The sequence below is a fragment of the Streptomyces sp. NPDC058534 genome (assembly GCF_042717365.1).
In the GTDB taxonomy this organism is placed as follows: domain Bacteria; phylum Actinomycetota; class Actinomycetes; order Streptomycetales; family Streptomycetaceae; genus Streptomyces.
The window spans coordinates 29390-53248 of the sequence record NZ_JBHXNW010000061.1 but is presented as its reverse complement, the minus strand read 5'-3'; the positions used below and the strand labels follow the sequence as shown (position 1 = coordinate 53248).

General features: G+C 74.8%; 17 protein-coding genes. 6 read left to right on the top strand and 11 right to left on the bottom strand.

What is annotated here, in order from left to right:
- Positions 1-308 precede the first annotated feature (308 nt).
- The gene (locus ACFWR9_RS30480) at positions 309-902 is read left to right on the top strand and encodes a TetR/AcrR family transcriptional regulator (protein ID WP_383847455.1); all 594 of its coding nucleotides are present in this window, start codon (positions 309-311) and stop codon (positions 900-902) included.
- Here ACFWR9_RS30480 and ACFWR9_RS30475 read toward each other — a convergent pair.
- Positions 895-1389 (bottom strand): HAD domain-containing protein, encoded by a 495-nt coding sequence (locus ACFWR9_RS30475; protein WP_383847453.1) that lies wholly within the window; start codon positions 1387-1389, stop codon positions 895-897. The genes ACFWR9_RS30480 and ACFWR9_RS30475 overlap by 8 nt on opposite strands.
- A gap of 120 nt (positions 1390-1509) precedes the next feature.
- Here ACFWR9_RS30475 and ACFWR9_RS30470 point away from each other — a divergent pair, with 120 nt between their 5' ends.
- The 4 genes from ACFWR9_RS30470 to ACFWR9_RS30455 all read left to right on the top strand — a co-directional run bounded on the left by ACFWR9_RS30470 (position 1510) and on the right by ACFWR9_RS30455 (position 5113).
- The gene (locus ACFWR9_RS30470; protein WP_383847451.1) at positions 1510-2166 is read left to right on the top strand and encodes a maleylpyruvate isomerase family mycothiol-dependent enzyme; all 657 of its coding nucleotides are present in this window, start codon (positions 1510-1512) and stop codon (positions 2164-2166) included.
- A 185-nt stretch (positions 2167-2351) separates the two neighbouring features.
- Complete coding sequence (gene ettA / locus ACFWR9_RS30465) at positions 2352-4016, top strand: energy-dependent translational throttle protein EttA (RefSeq protein WP_383847449.1); 1665 nt, start codon at positions 2352-2354, stop codon at positions 4014-4016.
- Positions 4017-4022: 6 nt separating this feature from the next.
- Positions 4023-4433, top strand: a complete 411-nt coding sequence (locus ACFWR9_RS30460; protein WP_383847447.1) for an acyl-CoA thioesterase — start codon at positions 4023-4025, stop codon at positions 4431-4433.
- Positions 4430-5113, top strand: coding sequence for a hypothetical protein (locus tag ACFWR9_RS30455; protein ID WP_383847445.1), 684 nt, complete (start codon positions 4430-4432; stop codon positions 5111-5113). The genes ACFWR9_RS30460 and ACFWR9_RS30455 overlap by 4 nt, the downstream gene beginning before the upstream one ends.
- 26 nt (positions 5114-5139) lie before the next feature.
- On the opposite strand, the gene ACFWR9_RS30450 is transcribed toward ACFWR9_RS30455, so the two are convergent.
- The 4 genes from ACFWR9_RS30450 to ACFWR9_RS30435 all read right to left on the bottom strand — a co-directional run bounded on the left by ACFWR9_RS30450 (position 5140) and on the right by ACFWR9_RS30435 (position 13093).
- Complete coding sequence (locus ACFWR9_RS30450) at positions 5140-6102, bottom strand: ABC transporter ATP-binding protein (protein WP_383847443.1); 963 nt, start codon at positions 6100-6102, stop codon at positions 5140-5142.
- Between the two features lie 237 nt (positions 6103-6339).
- The gene (locus tag ACFWR9_RS30445) at positions 6340-9102 is read right to left on the bottom strand and encodes an FtsX-like permease family protein (RefSeq protein WP_383847441.1); all 2763 of its coding nucleotides are present in this window, start codon (positions 9100-9102) and stop codon (positions 6340-6342) included.
- Positions 9103-9211: 109 nt separating this feature from the next.
- On the bottom strand, positions 9212-12514 hold the full coding sequence (locus ACFWR9_RS30440) for an FtsX-like permease family protein (protein ID WP_383847439.1): 3303 nt from the start codon (positions 12512-12514) through the stop codon (positions 9212-9214).
- Positions 12515-12679: 165 nt separating this feature from the next.
- Complete coding sequence (locus ACFWR9_RS30435; RefSeq protein WP_383847464.1) at positions 12680-13093, bottom strand: globin; 414 nt, start codon at positions 13091-13093, stop codon at positions 12680-12682.
- A gap of 65 nt (positions 13094-13158) precedes the next feature.
- Between ACFWR9_RS30435 and ACFWR9_RS30430 the strand changes: the two genes are divergently transcribed.
- Complete coding sequence (locus ACFWR9_RS30430; RefSeq protein WP_383847438.1) at positions 13159-14133, top strand: methyltransferase domain-containing protein; 975 nt, start codon at positions 13159-13161, stop codon at positions 14131-14133.
- A gap of 18 nt (positions 14134-14151) precedes the next feature.
- On the opposite strand, the gene ACFWR9_RS30425 is transcribed toward ACFWR9_RS30430, so the two are convergent.
- The 6 genes from ACFWR9_RS30425 to ACFWR9_RS30400 form a co-directional block, all read right to left on the bottom strand.
- Complete coding sequence (locus ACFWR9_RS30425; RefSeq protein WP_383847436.1) at positions 14152-15999, bottom strand: FHA domain-containing protein; 1848 nt, start codon at positions 15997-15999, stop codon at positions 14152-14154.
- A 47-nt stretch (positions 16000-16046) separates the two neighbouring features.
- Positions 16047-17393, bottom strand: a complete 1347-nt coding sequence (locus tag ACFWR9_RS30420) for a VWA domain-containing protein (RefSeq protein WP_383847434.1) — start codon at positions 17391-17393, stop codon at positions 16047-16049.
- Positions 17394-17507: 114 nt separating this feature from the next.
- The gene (locus ACFWR9_RS30415; RefSeq protein WP_383847432.1) at positions 17508-18917 is read right to left on the bottom strand and encodes a PP2C family serine/threonine-protein phosphatase; all 1410 of its coding nucleotides are present in this window, start codon (positions 18915-18917) and stop codon (positions 17508-17510) included.
- A gap of 3 nt (positions 18918-18920) precedes the next feature.
- Positions 18921-21683 carry a tetratricopeptide repeat protein gene (locus ACFWR9_RS30410; RefSeq protein WP_383847430.1) on the bottom strand — a complete coding sequence of 921 codons (2763 nt, stop codon included), beginning with the start codon at positions 21681-21683 and terminating at the stop codon, positions 18921-18923.
- A gap of 22 nt (positions 21684-21705) precedes the next feature.
- A complete protein-coding gene (locus ACFWR9_RS30405; RefSeq protein ID WP_383847429.1) occupies positions 21706-23040 on the bottom strand; it encodes a hypothetical protein in 1335 nt (444 codons plus the stop codon).
- A 63-nt stretch (positions 23041-23103) separates the two neighbouring features.
- On the bottom strand, positions 23104-23859 hold a 756-nt coding region (locus tag ACFWR9_RS30400), incomplete at its 5' end, for a transporter substrate-binding domain-containing protein (RefSeq protein WP_383847427.1).

Here is a 23859-nt window from a genome sequence, read left to right as displayed (position 1 = left end):
TCCGGCGGGGCATGACACCCAGACACCAGCCGCACACCAGCCGGTGCCAGGTCATGAAGTACCCGCCCCCGACCCACCGGAAGAAGAAGACACCCCTCTCCCGAACGGCCGCAGGCGGCTCTCCCACAGAATCTGTCGGCAACGCACCCGCAACGCCGAGCGGACCGGCTTCCACCACCTGCACGCCACCCCAGTCCACCCCCTCACCCCGAGGATCGGACCATGGCAAGGTGACCGCACACGGCCACGCCGCGCCCGAAAAGCCTGGAACACTCGGGCAACCACAGAATTCTAGAGACGCTAGGCCCATGTCCCCGGCAACCCCGTCCGCACGCCAGGTCGAGCTGCTGGAGGCGGCCTACCGGTACGTCCTCACCCACGGCCTGGCCGACCTGTCGCTGCGCCCGCTGGCCGAGGCCATCGGCTCCAGCACCCGGGTGCTGATGTTCCTGTTCGGCAACAAGGACGGCCTGGTGCGGGCGTTGCTGGAACGGGCCCGCGCGGACGAACTGGCCTTCCTGGACCGCCTGCGGAGCACCGACCGGCCCGTCGGCCTGGTCCCGGCGGTCGAACACGTCTGGGCCTGGCTCTCCGCCGGCGAACACCGCGCCCTGCTCCGCCTCTGGGCCGAAGCCTACGCGCGCTCACTCGTCGAGCCCGAGGGCGCCTGGTCGGGCTTCGCCCGCGCCACGGTGCACGACTGGCTCGACGTCCTCGCCGCCTGCCAGCCGCAGCCCGAGCGGGACAGCGAAGACGGCGCCACCCGCCGCACTCTGGCCCTCGCGGTACTCCGCGGCGCCTTCCTCGACCTCCTCGCCACCGACGACGAGCCCCGAGTCGGCTCCGCGGTCCGCCGGCAGGCCGTCCTGTTGGGGGAGGGCGGCTGTTCCACTCCTACGTAATGGTGCGCAGCCACCTCGCGAGCGTCGCGAGGTCGACTTCGGTGAGCCCCTCGGCCGGATCGACGCGATGAAGCAGCGCAGGCCCGGGGTGGCAGGCGGCGACCCACTGGCGATCGATGCCGCCGATCTCGTCGTCGACCCAGACGAACGGCCGGCCGCCGGCCCACTCGACCAGGGCGCGGGTCTTCCAGTGCAGGCCCTGCGGGCCTTCCTCGCCCTCAGCGTCCGGCCACTGGACCACAGGCAGCGTGGGCAGACCGACACGCGGGCCGACGACGTCATTGGCCTCCGACATCCAGGTCGAGGCCCACACGAGGTCGCAGCCCAGGGCCAGGAGGCGCGTCCCGATCCCGGGCACGAGCCGGGTCAGCAGCGGGTTCCCGGTGTCCACGGCAGCGCCTTGTGGACGACCGGTCGGCGTTCCGAAGGGGATGAGTGGACCGTCGACATCGAGGAAGAGAAGAGGACGCTCCGCCGCACAGGTCACGGGACCACGGTAGCCTCCGGGCATGAGGCTGAGGATGAGCTCGCTACGTGGCTGTAGCCGATGAGTTCGGGCGTCGAAGGGAGTCCGGTACACGACACCCGATCCCTGGAGGCTGCCGCCATGGCTGAACTGGACATTCTGGAAACTCGGCGAGACCTGGAGAGGGCGATCCGTGTCGAGCGCTCCGCGCTCGCTCAAGACCTGGCTGGGCTCAGCGAGGCTCAGTGGGCGGCATCATCGCTGTGTGAGCGCTGGACCGTGGAGGAGGTCGTAGCCCACCTGACGGCAGGTGCCAGCGCGAGGATGTGGCGTTGGCTGATGAGCATGCTGGCCGCTCGGTTCGACGCCGACTTGCACAACGACCGACGACTCGCTGAGCACCGTGGTGCCACACCTGAAGCGACCTTGCAACGATTTCGCGAGGTCGTCGCCGGACGGGCCGGGCCCACGGGACATACTGCGGCTTGGCTGGGCGAAACAGTCGTGCACAGCGAGGACATCCGCCGGCCGCTGGGCCTGGTGCGGACACCACCGGTGGCCACGACGACCGCCGTGGCACGCTTCTTCGCCGGCCGCGATTTCGCCGTCGCGAGCCGCAGCGCGATCGCCGGCTTGCGGGTCGAGGCCACAGACGGTCCGTTCACTACCGGCTCGGGGGATCTGCTTCGGGGGCCGACACTCTCGCTGGTGATGGGTATGGCGGGCCGCGCAGCGGCGTGTGAGGACCTTGAGGGGGACGGCGTGGCGGTCTTGCGCGCCCGGCTGTGCTCAGGCTGAAGAACAAGCAGAGTGGCTGAGCGCCCGACCGGCGGCGAGCGGCAGTGACGGGCGAGGCGCGGGCGCCCACCGGGAAAGACCAGGTCAGGGGCCCCGCACGGAACGCGTTTCCTCCGAGGGGTGGCGGTGCGGCAAGATGGGGTGTATCTGCCCACTGCCTGATTCAAGCTGCCGGACGGTTTCTCTTGGCTGAGTACATTTACACCATGCGCAAGGCGCGCAAGGCGCACGGCGACAAGGTGATCCTCGATGATGTCACCCTGAGCTTCCTGCCCGGCGCGAAGATCGGCGTGGTCGGGCCGAACGGTGCCGGTAAGTCGACCGTTCTGAAGATCATGGCTGGGCTGGAGCAGCCGTCCAACGGTGACGCGTTCCTGGCGCCGGGTTACACGGTCGGCATCCTGCTGCAGGAGCCCCCGCTGAGCGAGGGCAAGACCGTCCTGGAGAACGTCCAGGAGGGTGTCGCCGAGGTCAAGGGCAAGCTCGACCGGTTCAACGAGATCGCCGAGCAGATGGCCACCGACTACTCGGACGCGCTGCTCGAGGAGATGGGCAAGCTTCAGGAGGAGCTCGACCACGCCAACGCCTGGGACCTCGACGCCCAGCTGGAGCAGGCCATGGACGCCCTGGGCTGCCCGCCCGGTGACTGGCCCGTGGCCAACCTCTCCGGTGGTGAGAAGCGCCGCGTCGCGCTGTGCAAGCTGCTCCTTGAGGCGCCCGACCTGCTGCTGCTCGACGAGCCCACCAACCACCTCGACGCCGAGTCGGTGAACTGGCTGGAGCAGCACCTCGCCAAGTACGAGGGCACCGTCGTGGCCGTGACCCACGACCGGTACTTCCTGGACAACGTCGCCGGCTGGATCTGCGAGGTCGACCGCGGCCGGCTGCACGGCTACGAGGGCAACTACTCCAAGTACCTGGAGACCAAGCAGACCCGCCTCAAGGTCGAGGGCCAGAAGGACGCCAAGCGGGCCAAGCGCCTCAAGGACGAGCTGGAGTGGGTGCGGTCCAACGCCAAGGGGCGGCAGGCCAAGTCCAAGGCGCGCCTCGCGCGGTACGAGGAGATGGCCGCCGAGGCCGACAAGATGCGGAAGCTGGACTTCGAGGAGATCCAGATCCCGCCGGGCCCGCGCCTGGGCAGCGTCGTCGTCGAGGTCAACAACCTCAGCAAGGCGTTCGGGGAGAAGGTGCTCATCGATGATCTCAGCTTTACGCTGCCGCGTAACGGGATTGTCGGGGTCATCGGGCCCAACGGTGCCGGCAAGACCACCCTGTTCAAGATGATCCAGGGCTTCGAGGAGCCGGACTCCGGGCAGATCAAGGTCGGTGACACCGTCAAGATCTCCTACGTCGACCAGAGTCGCGAGAACATCGACCCCAAGAAGACGCTGTGGGCTGTGGTCAGCGATGAGATGGACTACATCAATGTGGGGCAGGTGGAGATGCCTTCGCGGGCGTATGTCTCCGCCTTCGGGTTCAAGGGGCCGGACCAGCAGAAGGCGGCCGGGGTGCTCTCCGGCGGTGAGCGCAACCGGCTCAACCTCGCGCTCACCCTCAAGCAGGGCGGCAACCTGCTGCTCCTCGACGAGCCGACCAACGACCTCGACGTCGAGACCCTCAGCAGCCTTGAGAACGCTCTGCTCGAGTTCCCCGGCTGCGCCGTGGTCGTCTCCCACGACCGGTGGTTCCTGGACCGGGTCGCCACGCACATCCTCGCCTACGAGGGTGAGTCCAAGTGGTTCTGGTTCGAGGGTAACTTCGATTCGTATGAAAAGAACAAGGTCGAGCGGCTCGGTGCGGACGCCGCCCGTCCGCACCGCGCCACCTACAAGAAGCTGACCCGGGGCTGATCGATCTTGCGGCACATCTACCGCTGCCCGCTGCGCTGGGCGGACATGGACGCGTACGGCCACGTCAACAACGTGGTCTTCCTCCGCTACCTGGAGGAGGCACGTATCGACTTCCTGTTCCGCCCGGAGAAGGACTTCAAGCAGGGGTCTGTGGTGGCGCGCCACGAGATCGACTACAAGCGGCAGCTCGTCCACCGGCACCACCCGGTCGACATCGAGCTGTGGGTCACGGAGATAAGGGCGGCTTCTTTCACGCTCACCTACGAGGTCAAGGACGGCGACGTGGTCTACGTCCGCGCCTCGACCGTAATCGTGCCGTTCGACTTCCAGACGCAGATGCCGCGCCGCATCACCGCTGAGGAACGGGAGTTCCTGCGGGAGTACACGGACGACAAGGAGGGGGCCGTCGCCGCATGACGGTGCTCCACCTGGCCGACGAGGGGGAGGCCGCGGATCTCGCGGCCTTCCTCTCCCGGCTGCTCCACTACGACCGTTCGGCCGCCGTCCGGCTGCAGGCGGCCGGTACGGCTCTCGCGGTCTTCGGCCGGCCTCCCTCCTTCGAGGTGCTGGCCGTGCGCGCGGTACGGCTGGCCAAGCCGTACGAGAACGGGCTCGACGTCACGCTGGACGTGACCGTCTCCGCCGGTGAGCTGCTGGAGACGGTGGACGAGCAGTCGGCCACCGCCGGTGTTCCCGGCGCGGTGACCGGGCCGCCGTGGGCCGGGGTGCTGCCCCCGCGCGGCGGCTGGCGGCCCGAGCCGGGGCTGCCCGCCCCGGACGCCCTGCGCGCACTGGTCGCCGCCGCGGTCGCCGAGTTCCGCTCCCGCACGGGGGAGCTGGCGGCGGAGCGGCGCACCCGGGCCGAGCTGGACCGGATCGGCCGGGAGATCTGGTCCCGGACGGTCGGGGACACCGGGCTGCCGGTGCGGGCCGTGCACGCGGCCCAGTCACTGGGGTTCCTGCGGCCCGGGGCGGAGTCCGGCGAGGACGCGCCGGTTCTGTTCTCCTCGGGCGCCTGGCTTCGGCTGCGTACGCCCTACGGGTCCGTCGCGCTGCGCCGGGCGGGCACCGGCGCGCTCGGCATCAGCGTGCGCTGAGCCACCCCACCGTCTCCCGGGGCCGTTCAGTGCTGGTCGCTGTCGTCCGGGCGTACGGCGATGTGGTCGGCCTCCAGTTCCAGGGCGACGCGGTCGCGCATGCCGAGGGCCGCGGTGTAGTCGGCGGGCAGCTGGAGCCGTCCGGCGCGGTCGAGCATGGCGTACTCGCGGGCCACCACCGTCTCGTGGCCGGTCGCGGCGTCCACCTCGCTGCGGCGCAGGACCTCCGTGGAGGTGCGGCCGTCGCGGATGGCGACGGTGCGGCGGACCTCGCCCGCCACCGCCTGGTCGTGGGTGACGATGACGATGGTGGTGCCGAGGCGCTCGTTCGCGGTGCGGAACGCGGCGAAGATCTGTTCCGCCGTGTGGGAGTCCAGTTCGCCCGTGGGCTCGTCGGCGAGCAGCACCGCGGGGGCGCCCGCGAGGGCCACGGCGATGGCGACCCGTTGCTGCTGGCCGCCGGACATCTCCCGCGGGCGGCGGTCCCGGCAGTCGGCGACGTCCAGCAGTTCCAGGAGTTCCAGGGACCGTTCGGCACGGGCCCGTCGGCCTGCCCGGCCGCGGGTGCCCGCCAACTGCATGGGCAGGGTTACGTTCTGGGCCGCCGTCAGGTACTGCAGCAGGTTGCGGGAGGTCTGCTGCCAGACGAAGCCGACCACCTCGCGACGGTAGGCCAGACGGTCCTTCGCGGTCATCGTGAGCAGGTCGCGGTCCGCCACCCGGGCCGCCCCGGCGGTGGGGGTGTCCAGACCGGCGAGGATGTTCATCAGCGTGGACTTGCCGCTGCCCGACGCACCGACCAGAGCCATCAACTCGCCCTCGCGGACCAGCAGGTCGAGGCCCTGGAGGGCCTGCACCTCCACGCCGTCCGCGCTGAAGATCCGGACCAGGCGGTCACAGGTGATCAGGGCGTCGTGGCCGTAGGCGGGCCGGTCGCGGGACGCGGTGGCGCGGTCGGCCAGGTCGGCGAGGGTCGGGTTCGTCGTCATCGTGCCTCCTGCGCGGATGCGGGTCGTGCGTGGATGCGGGTCGTGCGTGGATGCCGGTGGGCAACGGGGTGGGGGAGCGGGCCTCCAGGCCCGCCGGGCCCCGCCGGGAATGCCGGCCCCGCCGGGGCGCCGGGCCCGCCGGGGCGCCGGGCCCGCCGGGGCGCCGGGCCCGCCGGGGCGCCGGGCCCGCCGGGAAGGCCACTCCCGCCGGGGACGTCAGGCCTGCCCGGGACGCCCTCACCGTGCGTCCCCCGCCCTCAGTTCGGTGACCGACCCGCGCCGGCCCGACCACCACGCCTGCACCCCGGCGACCCCGACCGCCACCACCAGCACCGCGACCGCCGGCAGGGCCAGCGACCACGGGTCGGTGCGCAGTTCGGCGCGGCCCACCGGGGACGAGGCGGTTGCCAGGGCGATCGTGGTCAGGTCGAGGCCGGGGGCGAGCAGGCGGATCGCCGCCCAGCCGGTCAGGGCGCCGCCCGCGGCGGCCAGTACGGCCTGGGGGAGGGACTCCAGGACGAGCAGACGGCGGCCCTGGGACCGGGTGAGGCCCATGGTGCGCAGCCGGGCGAGCAGGGCGGCGCGTTCGGGAGCGGCGCGCAGCAGGGACAGCAGCAGGGCGAGGACGGCGTATCCGGTGCCCGCGACGACGGCAACGGCGTAGACGCGCTCGGCGCCGGACTGGAGGGGCGAGTCGACGTACCGGCCCCGCTCCTCGGACCGCACCATCACGGCACCGGCACCGGCACCGGCACCGGCATCGGCGTCGTCGCCCGCCGCACGGCGCAGCGCGCCCGCGTCCACGTGGTCTCCGGTCAGCAGCAGTACGGTCGGCCGGGCCGCCTCGGCGGAGAGTCCGGCCCGGTCCACGACCAGGAAGTCCTCACCGGAGACGGCGGGGGTGCGGTCGCGGACGAGGGCGATCCGGACCGTGACGGAGGTGCCGTCCTCCAGGCGGGCCCGGAACGGCCCGGTGCCGAACCGCTCGGCGACGGACGGCGAGGCCAGCGCCCGCAGCGGCTCCCCGGAACCGCCGGGCCGCTTCAGCTCGTCCGCCTCGAAGGCACCCAGCCCGGTCTCCGCCGCGAGCCGCGCGTAGGCGGCCGGGTCCACGCCGGCCAGCGGCAGGGTCTGGCGGCCGTCCGAGCCCTTGGCCTGGTAGGTCAGTCCGACCTCGACCACGTCCCGCACACCGGAGGTGCCGCGCACGCGGTCGGGCAGGCCGGCCGGGAGCGGCCCGGTCTCCTCGATCCGGGCGTCGGCGCCGACGGTGAGCAGCGCCGCCCGGTCGCGGGCGTCCGTCACCCCGGCGAGGACCGAGCCGCCGAACGCGGCCGTGGTGAGCGCGGTCAGCAGGGCGAGGAGCGGCAGCACGGCCGAGACCGACGTACGGCCCGCGCGGGCCAGCGCCAGGTGGCCCACCGCGCCGCGCAGGCGTCCCGCGGGGCGGGCGAGGCGGCGCAGGGGCAGCGGGTACAGGCGTACGAGCACCAGCGCGGCGATCACCCCGACCAGCACCGGTGCCGCCGACACCAGGTCGCCGCCGGTGCCGGACGCGCCGCGCCGGCGCAGGGTCTCGACCGCGCCGAGCGCCAGGGCGACGGCGGTGAGTTCGGCGACCGTACGCCGCCGGGACGGACGGGCGGCGGCCACGTCCCGCCGGCCGCCGTGGACCCGTACGGCGCGATGCGCGACGGCCGCGCGCAGGGGCAGCGCGGCGCAGGCCACGGCGGTGACCGCGGCGGCCGCCCAGACGGCGGGGGCGAGCCGGCCACCGGGCAGCGCGAACAGCGCGGCGGCGAGGCCGAGGGCGCCCGCGGGCAGCGCGACCACGGCCGTCTCGGCGAGCAGCCGTCCCGCGACGCCCCGCAGGGACGCGCCGCGGGCCCGCAGCAGGGCGAGTTCGGCGCGGCGGCGGTCGGCGGCCAGGCTGCCCGCCATCAGCAGGACGACCACAGCGACCGTGCCGGCCCCGGCGGCGGCGACGGCGACCAGCGGGCCGATGCCCGACCGCAGTTCGTCGAAGGCGAGGGCCGTCTCGTCCAGGTCGGTGCTGACGTCCGCGAGGGGGTCGACCCCCGAGCGCACCTCGCGCAGGCCAGGACCGGACTCCAGGGCGGCGACGGCCGAGGCCAGCCCGTCCAGGTCGTGGGCGTGCAGCGCGTCGGTGTCGGGTGCCAGCTGCCAGTAGCGGACGGGGGTCCCGGCCGTGCCCAGCAGGGCGGGCCCGGCGTCCGGGGCGAGCAGCAGCGTGCCCAGCCAGTAGCGTTCGCGGTCCGCGCCCGCCGACCCCGGCACCGTCATCAGCGACGGCTCGCGCAGCACGGACTGGGTGGACCAGTAGGGGCCGTCGGGGTTCCGCGGGGCGAGCACGCCGGTGATCCGGACGGTGAGCGGGGCGCGTTCGACGCCGGGCACGTGCAGGACGGAGCCCACCTTGATGTGCAGCGTGCGGGCGGTCTCGGTGGTGACCGCCGCCTCCAGCGCGCCGGCCGCGGCGGTCACCGGGGCGCCGGTCACGCGCGGCAGGCGGCCGGAGCCGATCCGGGCGTGGTCGCCGAGGCCGTGCTGGGCGGCGAAGTAGAACTGGGCCGGCAGCCCGCTCGGCTGCGGCAGCCAGGGTTCCGGCACCGGGAGACCCTGGGTGGTGCGCACCCCGTACGTCGACTGCTTCCGGTCCACGGCGAGCGGCGCGCGGCGGTCCACGGCCGCGACCGCCTTGGCGTACCGCCGGCCCAGCGGGTCCGGGCGCAGCGACTGCTCCCGCTCTCGCGGCGAGAGACCGAAGTCGGGCTGCGGGGCGACCACCAGCACACTGGTCCGGTCGGGGCGGGCCTGCGCCAGCGCCCGGTCGAGGCCCGCGTCCGCGTACCGGTCCAGCGCCCTCGGGAAGGCGGCGGCCAGACACGCGGTCAGCGCCACCAGCACCGCGAGGGCCCAGGCGGCACCGGGCGCGGCCCGAAGCCGGGTGCGGACCCAGGGAGCGCTCACCGGTTTCACCGCACCTCACCTTCCTGTCTTCCCTGTCTTCCCTGTCTTGTGACGCGCGCTCGCGCGGTCGACGGGGCGCTCGCGCGGGTGATGGCTTCCGCCGCGGGGCGATCGTGGATCACCGCGCCTCACCTCCCTGCTCGCGCAGTGCCGACGCCGGGTCCGTGCGGCGCAGGGCCAGGGCCGCCGTGACCAGGAGGGGGGCGACGGCGACGCCGGCCAGGAGGAGCGCGACCCGGGCTGCGGGCAGGGCGACGAGTACGTCCGGGACCGGGTGGGTGGCCTGCGGGGTGAGCACGATCAGGGGGATCACCGCCCGGGTCAGTACCGCGCCCAGGGCCGTGCCCACCAGCAGGGCCAGGACCAGCAGCACGGCCTGCTCGACGGCGACCGTGCGGGCCAGCCGGCGGCGCGGGGCGCCCAGGGCGCGCAGGATCGCGAACTCGGCGCCGCGTTCCCGCAGCGACCCCGTCGCGCTCACCGCGAACCCGACCGCCGCGAGCGCCGCCGCCACCCCGGCCGCCGCGGTGAAGGCCGCCTCCGGGCCGGCGCCGAACGGGTCGTCGCGCAGGGCCGCGGCCAGTTCGTCGCGCACGACGACCTGAGAGGGCTCCAGGTCCGGGAAGGCACGCAGCGCCGTGACGACCCCGCTCGTGCCGCCGGGTTCCGGCCGCAGCCACCACTCGGTGGGGGCGAGGGCCGCGCCGTACTTCGCCTGGAGCACCCGGTTCACGGAGGGCAGGTCGAGCAGCAGGGCGCCGCCGTCGTTCGCCGCGGTCGTGACGTCGGTCGCGGCCGTGGTCGGCAGGGCGCGGACCGAGTGGACGATCCGCACCGGGAGGCTGTGGCCGTCGAGCTGGACGTCCACGCGCTGTCCGACGCGGGCGCCCGCCGAGTCGAGGTACCGGTCGGTCGCGACGGCCGTGAGCCGCGGCGGCGCGGGCTGTACGACGTTCAGGCGCAGCGTCACCGCCGACGTCAGGTCGAACAGGTCGGCGGGCCGGTACCCGGTGCCGTACTCCACCGACGGCGGTCCGGACGGGGCCATCCGGGGCTGGGTCGGACTGGTGTCCGCGTCCGGCGACGAGGCCATGCCGTCGCCGCGCACCGAGGCGGTCCAGGAGCGGGGCAGGGCCGGGCGCCGCACGGTCCCGTCGGCCGCCGTGGCGGTCAGCTCCGTGAGCGTGAGGCGGTGCCGCTCCGCGCGGCCGACCGGCTGGGCCGTGACCAGTTCCAGGCCGGTCACGGTGAGCGGGCCGCCCGGGGAGGCGTCCAGCTCCAGCGTGTGGCGGCGCCCGTCCGCGGGCAGCTCGCCGGCCGGCAGCCGGAAGGGGATGCCGTAGCGGTCCCGCACGGTGACCGTCACGTCCGCCGGTCCCGTCCCGCTCTGCCCGCCGCCGCCCGAGGCTCGCAGGGTGGCGGTCACCCCCAGCCGCACCGTCCCGGCGGGCACCTCCGCGCCCGCCGCCCGCTCCTCGCCGCCCGGCGGGGGCAGCAGTGTCCCGGCCGGTTCGTCGGACAGGTCCGGGCGCAGCAGCATCGTGTCCGCCGCGCGCTCCGTGTCCAGCGCCAGCACCGTCGCCGTGCGGTCGGCGGACAACTGCAGCGTGGAGCGCGCCGCGGGGGCCACCTCCCGTACGCCGTCGACGTTCGCGTAGGTCTCGGTGCGGCCCGGGCCCACCGAACCGGTGGCCAGGACCCGCACCGGCGCCCCGGCCCGGAAGTCGGCCTGGTCACCCTGCGAGCGCTCCCAGGAGGCGCCCTGGCCGATCGCGAGCATGCCGAGCGCCACCGCGAGCACCAGCAGCAGCACCGGGCCGGCGCCGCGCATCGGCCGGCGGCTGAGCTGCCAGCCCGCCAGCGCCGAGGTCAGCCCGCGTCCGCCGGCCGCCCACCGCTCGGCCAGCCGCGCCACCGGCGGCAGCAGCCGCAGCGTCAGCACCGTCCCCGCCAGCAGCGCCAGCGCGGGCGCCGCCACGAGCAGCGGGTCGATGCCGAGGGCCCCGGCGCCGTCGCCGCTCACCGCGCCCGACGTCTGCCGGGACAGCTGCCAGTACGCGACGCCCGCCACCACCAGCAGCCCGACATCGGCGCCGGCGCGCAGCGGAGCGGGCAGCGCGCGGGCGCGGCCCCCGGCGTTCAGGGAGGAGGTCAGGGCCGGCAGCGTCACCGCCAGCGCGCACCCGAGGGCCGCCACACCCGCCGTCAGCCACACCCCGCCGCCGCCCCAGGCCGGTACCTGGAGCCGCAGCCCGATCCGGTCCAGCGACCCCTGGCCGGCCAGCAGCCGGGTCAGCGGCCCGGCGAGCAGCGGCGCGAGGACCAGCGCCGGGACGGCCAGCAGCAGCGCCTCCAGCGCGGCCAGCGACCCCACCCGCGCCCGGGAGGCGCCGCGCGCCCGCAGCAGCCGCCGCTCGGCCGCGCGCTCGGCGCTCAGCAGCCGGGCCACAAGGAGCAGCGCGCACCCGGCGAGCAGGGCCAGCTGGAGGGCGACGACCAGCAGCGTGGAGCGGGAGACCAGCAGGGAGCGGTCGAGCCGGTCGAGGACGTCGGGCAGGGAGGTGGTCGCCGCGGTGGTGCCGCTGAGCACCGGGCGCTCGCGCAGCCACGCCATGCCGCCCCGGGCCGCCTCCCGCAGCTCGTCCGTCCGCCCGGCCGTCACCGAGGAGAAGTCGGCCGTCGCCAGCCACCCCGACGGCCCCGCGCTCACCGCGCCCCCGGTCAGCACCCCCGGGACGGCGAGCAGCGGCCCGTACGTCGTGAAGCCGCCCTTCTTCACGCCGCGCCCGGTGAGGTCGTCCAGCCGCCAGTAGGGGTCCGCGGCCTCGGCGGGCCGGTACAGGCCGGTCACCTCGACGTCCACGTCCGGGCCGTCGAACCGGTCGGCGAGGGTGAGCCGGGCGCCGGGCCGGATGTCCAGCCGCTCGGCGGCGGCCGTCGGCAGCGCGACCTCGACCGCTCCGCCGCTCCCTCCGGCGCCCTCCCGCGGCATCCGCCCCTCGGTGACACGCACCTGCGCCGGGTCCAGCGCCGCGAAGTACGTCAGGTCCGGATCGTTCGAGCGCTCGCCGCGCGGCCGCAGCGTGCCGGGCAGGCTGTACGCCCCCGACCGCACCATCTCCCGGACGGTGACCGGCAGCCCGCCGAAGGTGTCCCGGGCGCCCTCGCGCACGGTGCGGCCGGCCTTCTCGCGCCCCTCCTCGGGCACGTCCGCCTTGACGACCAGCGCGGTGTCCGCCGCGTTGCGGGGATCGGCCAGGGCGTGGCGCAGGGCCGCGTCGCCGACCGCGCCCGAATAGGCGGTCAGGGTCGTCAGGACCGCCGTGGTGAGCAGCACGGTGAGCAGGGCGGCGGCGAGCAGCAGGCGGTGCGCCCGCGCGCGCAGCAGCACGAACCCCGCGAATCCCCCGTACCCCGCCACCCGGCCCCCCGCCGATGTTGTCCAGACCTCTCGGCGATGCTGTCAGAGGAGGAGGTACGGAAGTAACCGCCTGAGGTCCGGACTTGACCGGATCGTGACCGGAATCCGACGTCGGGCGACCGGAATCCGCGCGTCACGCGTCCGCGTCGCCCATGGACGGACCGGTCAGCCCGCGGTGTTGACCATCGAGGCAGCCGCGTACGTCAGGTACTTCCACAGCGTCTGCTCGTGCTCCTCGGAGAGCCCCAGCTCGTCGACGGCGACCCGCATGTGCTTCAGCCAGGCATCGTGCGCCGCCCGGTCCACGGCGAAGGGCGCGTGGCGCATCCGCAGCCGCGGGTGGCCCCGGTTGTCGCTGTACGTCGTCGGTCCGCCCCAGTACTGCATGAGGAAGAGCGTGAAGCGCTCCTCGGCCGGACCCAGGTCCTCCTCCGGGTACATCGGCCGCAGGATCGGATCCTCGGCGACACCCTCGTAGAAACGGTGGACGAGCCGGCGGAAGGTCTCCTCCCCGCCGACCTGCTCGTAGAAGGTCTGCTCCTGAAGCGTGCCGCGCCGAATCTCATTCACGCCGTCCATGGTCTCAGACACGTGGACATAGGACTTCGGACCTAGGTCCCCGCCGGGGCCCGTACTGTGGAGGCATGGGCGGGCACGAGGACCTGGACCGCCTCGCGGCCTCGGCGCGGGCGGAGCTGGTGCGGGAGATCGAGCTGAGCGGTGCCTGGGCGGCCGACCCGGTGTGGCGGGAGGCGTTCCAGGCGGTTCCGCGCCACCTCTTCGTGCCGTACTACTACGTCGGCTTCGGGGGCGGTTACGAACGCCGGTGGGGCGAGGACCCCGACCGGGTCGCCCGGGAGCGCTGGGTGCGCGGCGCGTACGCCGACGCCCCGCTGGCGACCCGGATGCGCGACGGCGAACTGGTCTCCTCCAGCAGCCAGCCCTCGCTGATGGCGATGATGCTGGCGGAGCTGCACGTGACCGACGGCGACCGGGTCCTGGAGATCGGCGCCGGCACCGGCTACAACGCCGCCCTGCTCGCCCACCGGCTCGGCGACGACGACCTCGTCACCACCGTCGACCTGGAGCCGGAGATCACCGAGTCGGCCCGCCGGCACCTGGCCGCCGCCGGGTACCGTCCCGCCGTCGTCACCGGCGACGGCGCCCGCGGAGTGCCCGAGCGCGCCCCCTACGACCGGATCCTCGCCACCTGCTCGCTGCCCTCGGTGCCGCACGCCTGGCTGGCCCAGTGCCGTCCCGGCGGCAGGATCCTGACCCCGCTCGCCACCGGGCTGGTCGTCCTCACCGTCCACGACGCGGCCCACGCCGAGGGGCGCTTCCTGCACACGCCCGCGTACTTCGTGCCGCTGCGCGGCGCGGACGGCTCCGTGCCGCAGACGCCGGGCCTGGGCGGGGTGCCGCGCCGGGCCCGGGAGAACGACCTGTTCCGCTTCCTGCTGGCGCTGAGCCGGGGCAGCCTCGACCCGCAGGAGGCGTACGCGCTCTGGGACCGCGAGGACGCCCCGCACCGGGAGCGCTTCGGCATCACCCTGCGCGGCGCACGGGCCTGGGCGTGGCTGGACGACCCCGAGGGCCCGTACGCCTGGCCCTTCACCTGACGGACGGGCCCGGCCGCGTCATCCCCGGCGGATCGTGATCGTCGTCCAGGCGCCGACGTGCACCCGGTCGCCGTCCTGGAGCGGCACCGGCACGAAGGGCTGGATCGGCTCCTCGCCGCCGTTGACCGTCGTGCCGTTCGTCGAGTTCTGGTCGACGACCGCCCAGCTGCCGTCCGGCTGCTGCACCAGCACCGCGTGCTGGTGCGAGACGCCCGGGTCCTCCGGCGGTACCGCCAGATCGATGTCCGGGGTGTCACCGGTGGAGTGCCGGCGGCGCCCGATGGTGATCTGGTTGCCGGTGAGCGCGCGCTGCTGCTCGGGCGAGTACGCGGGCAGGTTCAGGCCCGCGGCCTCGGGGCCTGAACGGTGCATCATCGCCATGAAGTAGTCGCGGTCCGGGCCGATGGTCGCCGACCAGGTCGTCGCCTGCGGGAAGCCCTGGCCGGGCGGGGGCGGGGCCTGGGTGGCGCCGGTCTGCGGGTAGCCGTAGCCGCCCTGCGGGCCGCCGGGGCCGGTGGGCGACGGCGGCGCTTGGGCGGCACCGGTCTGTGGGAAGCCGTAGCCGCCCTGCGGAGCACCAGGGCCGCCGGGGCCGGTGGGCGACGGCGGTGCTTGGGTGGCACCCGTCTGCGGGAAGCCGTAACCGCCCTGCGGAGTACCCGGGCCGCCGGGGCCGGCCGAAGACGGCGGGGAGAGCACCCAGTCGTCGTCACCGCCGCCGAAGGCCGGGCCGCCCTGCTGCGGGCGGTTGGTCTCCTGCGGGAAGGCCGGCGGGGCCGGCGGACCGGGCTGGTACGACTGCGGGCCGCCTCCCGGGCCACCGGGGCCGGGCGGCGGCGGAACGGACCCGGGCGGCGGTGGAACCGGCCGCGACGGGTCACCGCCGAACGGGGGCGGGGCCGGGGGACCGGAGGGGCCGTTCTGGCCGCCGGGGCCGCCAGGACCACCGGGGCTGCCAGGACCGCCGGGGCCGTTGGGGCCACCGGGACCGTTGGGACCACCCGGGCCATGGGGTCCACCGGGGCCGCCGAAACCGCCGGGACCCTGAGGACTGTTGGGGCCACCCTGACCACCGAAACCACCGGGGCCGTTGGGGCCACCCTGGCCCCCGAAACCACCGGGGCCGTTGGGCCCGCCGGGACCATCGGGGCTGCCAGGGCCACCGGGTCCGCCGGGGCCGAACGGGCCTGAGGGGCCGTTCGGGCCGCCAGGACCGCCGGTAGGTCCGCCAGGACCACCGGGACCACCAGGGCCGAACGGGCCTGAGGGGCCATTGGGGCCGCCAGGACCACCGGCAGATCCGCCGGGACCGCCAGGACCACCGCCGGGACCACCGCCGGGACCGCCAGGACCACCGGCAGGTCCGCCGGGACCACTGCCGGGACCGCCAGGACCGCCCGGCCCCCCGCGCCCCGACGGATCCCCGCCGAAGGGCGGGCCCGGGGGGATCGGCTCGGCGGGCCGGTTCATCTGGGACGGGCGTGAGCCCTGGTAGCCGTACGCGTCACCGCCGCCGTAGGACGGACCCCCCGGCGGCTGCTGGAAGTGCGGTGCCGGGCCGCCGGAGGCCGGTGGGCGCGGGGCGGCCGGGGTGTACGAGGTGGCCGTGTTGGTGAGGAAGTTCCACCGGCACTCCTCGCAGAAGGGCGCGCCGCCCTCCCGGGGCGTACGGCACTGAGGGCACAGCTGCGGCTCGCCGCCGGGACCGCCAGGAGCGCCGCCGGGACCGCCGGGCGGCGGGAAGCCGTAGCCGCCGCCGGCAGGCGGTGGCGGCGGAGGGGGCGGCACGGCACCGGCCATGCGGTGACCGCAGACCTCGCACCAGTCGTCGGAACCCGACTGGTGTCCGTTCGGGCAGGTCGGCATGTCGGGGCTTCCCTCTCTTGCGGGCGTGTCGCGCGGATGGTCCTGCGTCACTTCTTCACACGAACGGTCTTGGTCGACCGGGTCTCGAGAGTCATCTCGTCGGCCTCCTCCACCTTCGCTTTCAGTCGCACAGTACCCGCCGCCGCGTCCACCACGTCCACCACCTTCGCAAGCAGTTTCGCCGTATCGCCGTTTCCGGAGACTCCCGCGAGCTGAACCGCACGGCCCAGTTTGGCCGTTGCTCCGTCGATGTCTCCCGCTTTGCGTAGATCCAGCCCCTGCTGGATGACCTGTGCCAGTTCGGCCTGCCCGGTGTAGTGGGCGACCTGCGGGTTGATGGACGTGGAGGCCGTCATGTCGTCCGTCCACACGGCCCGTACGAGACCCTGCGCGCCGAGGTTCTGAACGCTGCCGTCGGGCTCCGGGATGACCAGCGAGACGCGGGCGGCCAGCATCTCCCGGCCCAGTTCCGCGGCCGGTACCTCCACGCAGACGTGGTAGTCACGGGACTCGTCGCCCCAGGAGCCGATGGGGTAGTCCCCGGCCCGCGGCCCCGCCTCGGAGCGGCGGCCGGTCAGCTCCTCGACCGTGGGCGCGACCTGCTTGACGAACTTCACGGTGGTGCCGACCGGGGTCCACAGGCGCAGCGCGACGTCGGCGACCTCCTTGCCCATGGCCGTCTCCATCATCTGTGTGAAGTCGGCGGCCAGGCCCGCCGGATCGGCGACGATGTCGGCCGTGCCGAGCAGGGCGGAGGCGACCCCTGTGACTTCTTTCACTTCCCAGTCGGTCCCCACGCCGCGGGCGTCACAGGTGAACCGCCCGGCGCAGGCGTCGAGCGCCGCCCTGAGCTCCTCCGGCGACTCGTGCTCGTTGCGGCCGTCGGTGAGCAGGATGCCGTGCCGGATGGCGACGTCCGCGGTGGACAGCAGCCGGTCGGCCAGCCGCAGCCAGGTGCCGATGGCGGTGCCGCCGCCCGCGCCGAGTCCGCGCAGGGCCTGCTTGGCCTGTTCCCGGGTGGCGGCGCCGGCGACCGCGAGCCGCCCGCCGCCGGGGTAGGCCTCCTTGGCCACATGGGTGCCGCCGACCACCGCGAAGTGCACGCCGTCGCGCAGGGTGTCGATCGCGGCGGCCGTCGCGTCGCGGGCGTTGCGCATCTTGGTCGGCGGGTAGTCCATCGAGCCCGAGCAGTCGACCAGCAACGCCACGGCCGCCGACGGGCCCTGGCCCGGCGAGTACAGGTGGGGCGCGGCGACCGCGCTCCCGACCGTGCCGCCGCCGGTCGCGGTGACCGTCACGATGGCGTTGACCTCTTGGCCGCCCTCGGGCAGGTACTCGTTCTGGTAGACGTCCACCGCGAACTGCGGCACGTTCGACTTCGAGAAATTGGCCATGCCGGATCGCATCCCCCTCTACGTCCCCACGGAGGTGGGGCATTGGCTGCTGCGGACCGCCCCCTGCGGTCCGCGAGGCCACCCCGCGCGCGTACCCCTACCCGTGCGGGGGCCTCAGGCCGATCCTGCCCCCTGCGGCACGGCCGGGAACGGCACGAGGGCCACTGTTACGTTGTCGTGGCCCCCGCCGTCCAGGGCGTGGCCGACCAGGACGCGGGCGCCGTGCAGCGGGCGGGCGGCGGCGTCGACGGGCATGGCGTCGGCCATCTCCTCGGCGGACTCCGCGTAGTTCCACAGGCCGTCCGTGCAGACCACGACCACGCCGGGGCGGTCCGGCTTGAAGGACGCGGTGTGCGGCTCCAGTTCGTAGGCGTCGGCGCCGAGCCAGCCGGTGATCGCGTGGGCGCGTTCGTCGGCGTACGCCTCGGCCTCGCTCATCAGGCCGGCGGCGACCATCTGCGCGGCCCACGAGTCGTCCTCGGTGAGCCGGGCGGGCGGCGTGGCGCGGTCGGCCGGCACCCAGTAGACGCGGCTGTCGCCGACCCAGCCGACGACCAGCAGGCCGGCGGTGACCACGGCACCGACCAGGGTGCAGGCGGGTGCGTTCTGGTGGGGGCCCTGCTCGCGGGCGGTGGCGGGCTCGTCGGCCAGCGCGTTGACGGCGTGCGAGGCGGCGAGGATGGCGTCGTGCATGGCCTGCTGCGGGTGCGTGCCGCGCGGCAGGGCGGTCAGCAGCAGCTCGCCGGCCGCCCGGGACGCGGCGAGCGAGGCGTCGTCGGGGCGGGTCGCGGAGGACACGCCGTCGCAGACGATCGCGACGCTCGCGGGGGCGCCGTCGGGCAGCGCGGTGCAGCCAACCGAGAAGGCGTCCTCGTTGCGGTGGTGGCGCAGACCCCGGTCGCTGACCGCGGCGACGGGGCCCGACTCCTGCTCCATGTGGTCGCGTTCGCGGGGCTGGGCGTGCCCGCAGTTCTCGCAGTAGCCGTCGTCGTCGACCCGGCCCGCGCGGCAGGCCACGCACACCTTGTCACCGGCGGCCGGGGCGGCGGCCGGGGCGGCGGGCGCGGCCGGTTCGGTGTGCGGGTGGGCGTGCGGATCGGAGGGCGGTACCGCTCCGGCGGTCAGCCGCGGGTCGGGCGCCTGCAACGGGTACTCCTCGGGTTCGCGGGGCCGGTCGAAGCGCACACCGGGCGCGGGAGGCGCCGACGGGGCCGGTGGGGCCGCCGGGGGCGGCGGCAGCGCGGAGCCGCCCGAGTCGGTGCCCGGCAGTTCGGCGGCCGCGTGCACGGGGACGGGACGGCCGTGGCCGTCCGAGTCCCGGGCCGCGGGCCAGTCCACGCCGTCCGGCGCGGTCGCCGGGGCGGGCACCGGGCCGCCGACGGCGACGGTCGGGTGGTCCTCGGGCCGCGGGGGCACCGCGGACAGGTCGTATCCGCACGCACCGCAGAAACGGTCACCCGACTCGAGGGGTTCCTCGCAGCTCGGGCACTTGGACACAGCGGCCTGCTGGGGCATCTGCGACATCAACTACACCCACGTCCGGGGGCGGTAACGATTTGCACGTTCCACCAGGTCGATCCTCTCCTCGCCGCCCCGTGCCAGCCGGGCCAGCGTGCGGTACGAACGCTCCAGGCCGAGGCGCAGGCCGCGTTCGTCCAGGCCGCTGCCGAGCAGCGTCCGTCCCCCGGCGGCGGGAGGGACGGAACCCCGACCTCCGGAGAGTACCCAGTCCAGCGCGCAACCGAGGACCTCGGCCGACAGTTGCTCGCGCCGCGCCGGATCCAGACCGTACACGTCCAGCGCCTCGACCTGCCGCGCGGCGGCCGTCAGGTCGTCCAGGAACGCCACGTCGCCGGCGCCCGCCGTACGCCGCCGCAGCCGGGCCCGGACGGCCGCCACCCGCGCGGCCGTGCAGTGCACCGACGACTCCGGCACCGACTCCAGCGTCCGTACGGCACCGGTCCGGTCACCGCCGGCCAGCTGCACCCGGGCCAGGCCGAACGCGGCGCTCACATGGCTCGGGTCGGTCGACCACACCAGGCGGTAGTACTCGGCGGCGTTGTCGAGCTGCCCCAGCACCTCCGCGCACAGGCCGAGCGCAAGCTTGGGCGCGGTCTCGCCGGGGAAGGCGTCGTAGATCGCGTCGAAGGCCAGGGCGGCGTCCTCGTGGCCGCCGGTCACCAGTGCGGCCAGCCCGCGGTACCAGACCACCCGCCAGTCGTCGGGCCGTTCGCCCTCCAGCGACTCCAGGGCCGTCAGCGCGCCGGGCGCGTCGCCGTTCTCCAGCCGGGCCCTGATCTGCCGCAGCCGCGTCTCCGTCGACGGCGCCGGCGCGGCGGCCAGCGCGGTCAGCAGCTCGCCCGGCGCGGACGCCATGAGCCCGGCCAGGAAGCCCGCGTTGGGGTCGCCCGCGTCGACCCGGGGGACCGGCAGGGCGAGGGACGCGGTGGGCGCGTCGGCGCCCTTGACCAGTCCGGAGGTGCCGCCGCCGAGCCCGCCGACCGCGCTCACCGCGCCCGGCAGCGACGCGCTCGCGCCCCCACCGGCGGCCGCGCCCACGCCCGCGGCTCCGACCGGCCCGGCCGTCGTACCCACCGTGCCGCCCGCGGCGCCGCCCGGCGTGGCCCCCGCGACCGTCCCGCCCGGCGCTCCCACCGCCGGTCCCGTGCCGCCCGGCAGCGCGGGCGCGGACCCCGTGCCGCCCGGCAGGGACGCACGCGGGGACGCACCCGCACCGGTGCCGCGCCCCCGCGTGCGGACCGGCGTGCGGGCGCCCAGTCGCGACACCTCGCCGTCCAGCCGGGGGAACAGCTCCATGTCCGTCACCCGGACCTCGGGCCCGAACAGCGTGGAGAGCGCGGGCCGGGCACGGCCCGTCTGGAGCGAGACCACCTCGCGCAGCACACCGGTCAGCTGCTCCGCCATCTCCTGCGCGGAGGCGAACCTGCGGGCCGGGTCCGGGTCGGTGGCGCGCACCAGCAGCCGGTAGAAGGACTCGTACTGCCGGAACACCTCGATGGTGTCGGGGTCGGGCAGCGAGTCGGCGTAGACGGTGGTGTACCCCTGGAAGTCGAACGTCAGTACGGCCAGGGTGCGTCCGACGGTGTACAGGTCGGACGCCACCGACGGGCCCGCGTCGGCGACCTCCGGCGCCTGGTAGCCCACCGTGCCGTAGATCGCCGACTCGTCGTCGTCCATGCGGCGGACCGCGCCCATGTCGATGAGCTTGAGCTGGTCCTCGGTCTGGAGGGCGTTGTCGACCTTGAAGTCGCAGTACAGCAGCTTGCGGCTGTGCAGGTGGCCGAGCGCCTCCAGCGCCTCGATGCCGTACGCGCAGGCCTGCTCCACCGGCAGCGGGTCGCGTCTGCCCGCGGGGGAGCGGCGGGCGTTGGCGATCTCCTTGAGCGACTTGCCGCCGACGTACTCCATGACGATGTAGCCGTCGAGGGAGCCGGTGCGCTGGTCGAGGTGCTCGACGAAGTTGTAGATCCGCACGATGTTGGCGTGCTCGATCTCGGCGAGGAACCGCCGCTCGGAGATCGCCGCCTCCATCGCGTCCTGGTCGCCGGTGTCCAGCAGGCCCTTGAGGACCACCCAGCGGTCGGAGACGGCCTTGTCGACGGCGAGGTAGATCCAGCCGAGCCCGCCGTGCGCGAGGCAGCCCACCACCTCGTACTGGCCGTGCACGACGTCACCGGTCTTCAGCTTGGGCACGAACGAGTACGGGTGGCCGCACTTGGTGCAGAAGCCCTCCGTGCGGCCCGGCCGCTCGCCGCGGGCCCGCCCGACCGGTCCTCCGCAGTCCGAGCGCGAGCAGAACCGCTTCCGCTCCGGCACCTCCGGGCGTTCCATGACCATCTCGCGCGGGTCGGGCCGCGGGATCGCCGGGACCTCGACGAGCCCGGCGCCCAGGCGCCCCCGCGCGGTGGAGCCGGCGCCCGAACCGGAGCTGCGCACCGACACCGAACGCCCCGTGGAGCGTCCCGAAACCGCCCGCGAGAGCCGCCCGGACACCGAGCGCCGGGACTTCGACGAGCGCGACGAGCGCGACGACTGCGACGACTGCGACGACGTACGCGAACTGCGGGCGCTGGAGCCGGCGCTGCCCGCCGAACCCCGCGAGCCCCGGCCGCCGCCTCCGGTGACGCCGGTCGGGGTCGAGCCGACCATGCCGTTCGACGCGACGACCGGCGCGAGACCGCACGTGCCGCAGTACAGCTCGCCGCCGCCCATGTCCTCGTAGGTCCCGCCGCAGCCGGGACGCTGACACGTCCGCCGTGCCTCACTCATGACGCTGCCTCCCCCTCGTCGCTCATACGCCGGGCCCCGTCCGGTCCACCGGTCCGCCCTCCCCGGGCACGCGCCGCGGGGAGCCCAGCGCCTCGGCCGCCGCGTGCTGGTAGCGCAGTACGGCCTGCTCGGCGACGCGCAGGTCGCAGGGCGCGCTCCACAGCATGCGGCGCGCCTTCTCGTACTTCTCCGCCAGCTCCGGGTCCTCGGCGAAGCCGAGGCGGGCCACCTTGGCCTTGTAGGCGTCGAGCCGGCCGCGCAGCTCGGCGCGGACCGCCAGCGGGGCGGTGACCGCGGTCAACGACTCGCGGGCGCGCAGCAGTTCGTCCTCCGCCTTCTCCTCCAGGGACTCCAGGAGCGGGGACAGCCGGTGCCACTGCGCGTGCCTGCGGTACTCGGCGGCCGCCGCCAGCTGCTCCTGGAGCACGATCGGCGGTCCGCCGACCACCGGCACCTCCGTCGCGGCGATCTTCGCCAGCACCTCGCCGCGCGCGATGCGCGCCTCGGCGAGCGTGCGGTCCGCGCGGGAGAGCACGTCCCGCAGCCGCACGATCCGCTGTTCGGCGTCCTGGCGCACGGCCAGCACGGCGTCGATCTCGCGGCGCACCTCCTCCAGGGCGCGCGCCTCGCGGTCGTACACCGTCGTGTCGGGACGGCCGCCGCCGGGCGCCGAACTGCCTTCCGTGGGCAGCCAGAAGGCCAGCGGGTCGGACACCACCCGCTCGCGCAGCCGCGTCAGGGTGCGGGTGATCCGCTCCAGGTCGTCGCCGGACGGGTGCTCGCCGGGGCGCACGCCCACGGAGTGCGCGAGCTTGCGGGTGCGCTGGAGCTCGGCGGCGAGTAAATCGATCCGGGCGGGCAGCGCCGACCACACCGCGTCGGCGGCGACCACCATGTCCAGGGAGGTCGCGTACAGCTGGTTCATCCGGTCCACCAGCGTCACCAGCGAATAGCGCTCGCTGAGCCGGCCCGGACCGCCGTCCGGGGTGGGCGCCTGGGCGAGGGCCGCCGCGCTGCCGGCCACGGTGACGGCCTCGCCGCGCAGCAGCTCCGTCAGCTCCGCCAGGTCCTCGCGGCTGGACCAGCGGCGCCGGGAGCGGATCTCCCGGGCGGTGCGCAGCGCGCCGGTGTACGCGTCGAAGTAGGACCACAGCAGCGTGATCGACGCCTCCGCGGCACTCCAGCGCTCGACGGTGACGCCGGTCAGCTCGGCGCCTTCGAGGAGTCTGCGGCCCGCGTGGTCCTGGAGGGCGAGCAGCGAGGTCTCGACCGCCTCGTGCTCCGCGCCGAGCCGCGCCAGCGCACGGTCCACATCGTCCCGGTCCATCACCGGCCCGGTGGGTCCCGTGTCGCCCATCGATCACCTCTCGCTGTCGCGGACTTGTGCTCTTTGCCTGTGTACGGCGTGTACGGATGCCGTTCAGCTCTTGCGCAGGTACTCCGGGGCCGGCGGCTCCGACTGCGCCGGGTCGTCGCCCATCGTCGGGGACAGCCACTCGTCGTACGAGTTCCGCCAGCCGTCGGCGCGGTCGGCGCGCCACTCCTCCAGGATCCGGTTGACCCGGCGTACCAGGTCGTCGGCGTCCTTCTTCATCGCCACGCCGTAGTACTCGGTGGTGAAGGGGTCGCCCTTCAGCTGGACCGTCGGGTCCTGCGCGGCCTGGCTTGCGGCGAGCGCGCCGTCGGTGACCACCGCGTCGACCTCGCCGAGCTGGAGCCGCACCAGGCAGTCGAGTTGGTTGGGCACGGTGGTGCCGAGGTCGGCGTCGGCGGCGAGCCGGCCGTCCTTCTGGTCCTGCTCCAGCGTGCTCAGCGCGGTGGAACCGGCCGCCGTGCAGATGCTCTTGCCGGCCAGCGTGTCGTCGTACCCGGTGATCGGGGACGACTTGGGGGCGAGCAGCTGCTGGCCGGTCCGGAAGTAGGGGGCGGAGAAGGCGACCTTCTCCAGGCGGGCGCAGTTGATGGTCATGGTGCGGACCACCATGTCGACCCGGCCGTCCTGGATCGCCGGCTCGCGCTGGTTGGTGGGTATGGCCTTGAACTGCACGGCGTCCCGCGGGGCCCCGGGGTGGGCCGCGGGCGCGGGGGGCCCGGGGGGTTTGTCAACCCCCCCCCGCGCGGGGGCCCCCCCGGTGGGGGGGGCGGGTGCCCCCCGGGGGGGGGTGTTGTGGGCGAC